Source organism: Lacticaseibacillus jixianensis, assembly GCF_003946485.1.
Classification (GTDB): Bacteria; Bacillota; Bacilli; order Lactobacillales; family Lactobacillaceae; genus Lacticaseibacillus; species Lacticaseibacillus jixianensis.
The window spans coordinates 1-3,035 of record NZ_RHOJ01000045.1; the positions used below are offsets into that span (position 1 = coordinate 1).

The window sequence follows — 3,035 nt, forward strand, 5'->3', positions numbered from 1 at the left end:
TTGGTTAAGTCCTCGACCGATTAGTACTGGTCCGCTCCATGCATCGCTGCACTTCCACTTCCAGCCTATCTACCTGATCATCTCTCAGGGGTCTTACTTCCATATAGGAATGGGAAATCTCATCTCGAGGGGGGCTTCACACTTAGATGCTTTCAGCGTTTATCCCGTCCGTTCATAGCTACCCAGCGATGCGCCTGGCGGCACAACTGGTACACCAGCGGAACGTCCATCCCGGTCCTCTCGTACTAAGGACAGCTCCTCTCAAATTTCCTGCGCCCGCGACGGATAGGGACCGAACTGTCTCACGACGTTCTGAACCCAGCTCGCGTACCGCTTTAATGGGCGAACAGCCCAACCCTTGGGACCGACTACAGCCCCAGGATGCGATGAGCCGACATCGAGGTGCCAAACCTTCCCGTCGATGTGGACTCTTGGGGAAGATAAGCCTGTTATCCCCAGGGTAGCTTTTATCCGTTGAGCGATGGCCCTTCCATACGGAACCACCGGATCACTAAGCCCGACTTTCGTCCCTGCTCGACTTGTCAGTCTCGCAGTCAAGCTCCCTTATACCTTTACACTCTGCGAATGATTTCCAACCATTCTGAGGGAACCTTTGGGCGCCTCCGTTACATTTTAGGAGGCGACCGCCCCAGTCAAACTGCCCACCTGACACTGTCTCCCGCCACGCTGAGTGGCGCGGGTTAGAGTGTTCATACAGCAAGGGTAGTATCCCACCAACGCCTCTGCCGAAACTAGCGTTCCGGCCTCTACGGCTCCTACCTATCCTGTACAAGCGGTACAAACACTCAATATCAAGCTACAGTAAAGCTCCATGGGGTCTTTCCGTCCTGTCGCGGGTAACCCGCATCTTCACGGGTACTATAATTTCACCGAGTCTCTCGTTGAGACAGTGCCCAAATCATTACACCTTTCGTGCGGGTCGGAACTTACCCGACAAGGAATTTCGCTACCTTAGGACCGTTATAGTTACGGCCGCCGTTTACTGGGGCTTCAATTCTGGGCTTCGCTTACGCTAACTCATCCTCTTAACCTTCCAGCACCGGGCAGGTGTCAGCCCCTATACGTCATCTTACGATTTAGCAGAGACCTGTGTTTTTGATAAACAGTTGTTTGGGCCTATTCACTGCGGCTGCACTTGCGTGCAGCACCCCTTCTTCCGAAGTTACGGGGTCATTTTGCCGAGTTCCTTAACGAGAGTTCGCTCGCTCACCTGAGGCTACTCGCCTCGACTACCTGTGTCGGTTTGCGGTACGGGTGATCTATTTCTCCCTAGACGCTTTTCTCGGCAGTGTGATATCAGTCACTTCGCTACTTAAATTTCGCTCCCCATCACACCTTGTCCTTAAAGAAGCAAGCATTTCACTCACCTCAAGACTCAGTGCTTGGACACACATTTCCAGCCGTGTGCTTGACTTAACCTCCTGCGTCCCGCCATCGGTCAAACAAAATAGATCAGTACAGGAATCTCAACCTGTTTGCCATCGACTACGCCTCTCGGCCTCGCCTTAGGTCCCGACTAACTCTGGGAGGACGAGCCTTCCCCAGAAAACCTTAGTCATACGGTGGATCGGATTCTCACCGATCTTTCGCTACTCATGCCGGCATTCTCACTTCCAAGCGCTCCAGCCGTCCTCACGGTCGACCTTCAACGCCCTTGGAACGCTCTCCTACCACGCATCCTTACGGATGCATCCACAGTTTCGGTATTATGCTTAGCCCCGGTATATTTTCGGCGCAGGGTCACTCGACTAGTGAGCTATTACGCACTCTTTAAATGATGGCTGCTTCTGAGCCAACATCCTAGTTGTCTGTGCAACGCCACATCCTTTTCCACTTAGCATAAATTTAGGGACCTTAACTGGTGATCTGGGCTGTTCCCCTTTCGACGATGGACCTTATCGCTCACCGTCTGACTCCCGGAGTAAGATATTTGGTATTCGGAGTTTATCTGAATTCAGTAACCCATGACGGGCCCCTAGTCCAAACAGTGCTCTACCTCCAATATCCATCCTCCGAGGCTAGCCCTAAAGCTATTTCGGAGAGAACCAGCTATCTCCAAGTTCGTTTGGAATTTCACCGCTACCCACAACTCATCCCAGCATTTTTCAACATACACGGGTTCGGTCCTCCAGTGCGTTTTACCACACCTTCAACCTGGTCATGGGTAGGTCACTTGGTTTCGGGTCTACACCAACATACTTAGTCGCCCTATTCAGACTCGCTTTCGCTGCGGCTCCGGCTTTTCACCTTAACCTCGCATGCTAGCGTAACTCGCCGGTTCATTCTACAAAAGGCACGCTGTCACCCATTAACGGGCTCCAACTAATTGTAGGCACACGGTTTCAGGAACTATTTCACTCCCCTTCCGGGGTGCTTTTCACCTTTCCCTCACGGTACTGGTTCACTATCGGTCACTAGGGAGTATTTAGCCTTGGGTGATGGTCCACCCGGATTCCGACGGAATTTCACGTGTTCCGCCGTACTCAGGATCCCAAACGGAGGGTGATCGATTTCGACTACAGGGCTTTCACCTTGTCTCGCGCAGCTTTCCAGCTGACTTCGTCTACCAATCACTTTGGTAACTCCAATGTTTGGTCCTACAACCCCAAAGTGCAAGCACTTTGGTTTGGGCTGTTCCCACTTCGCTCGCCGCTACTATGGGAATCGCAATTGCTTTCTCTTCCTGCAGGTACTTAGATGTTTCAGTTCCCTGCGTCTGCCTTCATTAAGCTATGTATTCACTCAATGATAACCACCAAAGGTGGCTGGGTTCCCCCATTCGGAAATCTCCGGATCAAAGCTTACGTACAGCTCCCCGAAGCATATCGTCGTTAGTCACGTCCTTCATCGGCTCCTAGTGCCAAGGCATCCACCGTGCGCCCTTTGTAACTTAACCTTGATCGATAAATCGATCGGTTAGCGATTCGAATTTCTTTTAGAAACTCATACAAATACGCTGTGTTCTCGGCATTTCTATAAAACAATGATATCCAGTTTTCAAAGAACAAAACTTC

Annotated in this window: 1 rRNA gene; it reads right to left on the bottom strand. The window is 51.4% G+C overall.

What is annotated here, in order from left to right:
• Window positions 1-2,917 (bottom strand): 23S ribosomal RNA (locus tag EKM85_RS11355).
• Window positions 2,918-3,035 lie beyond the last annotated feature (118 nt).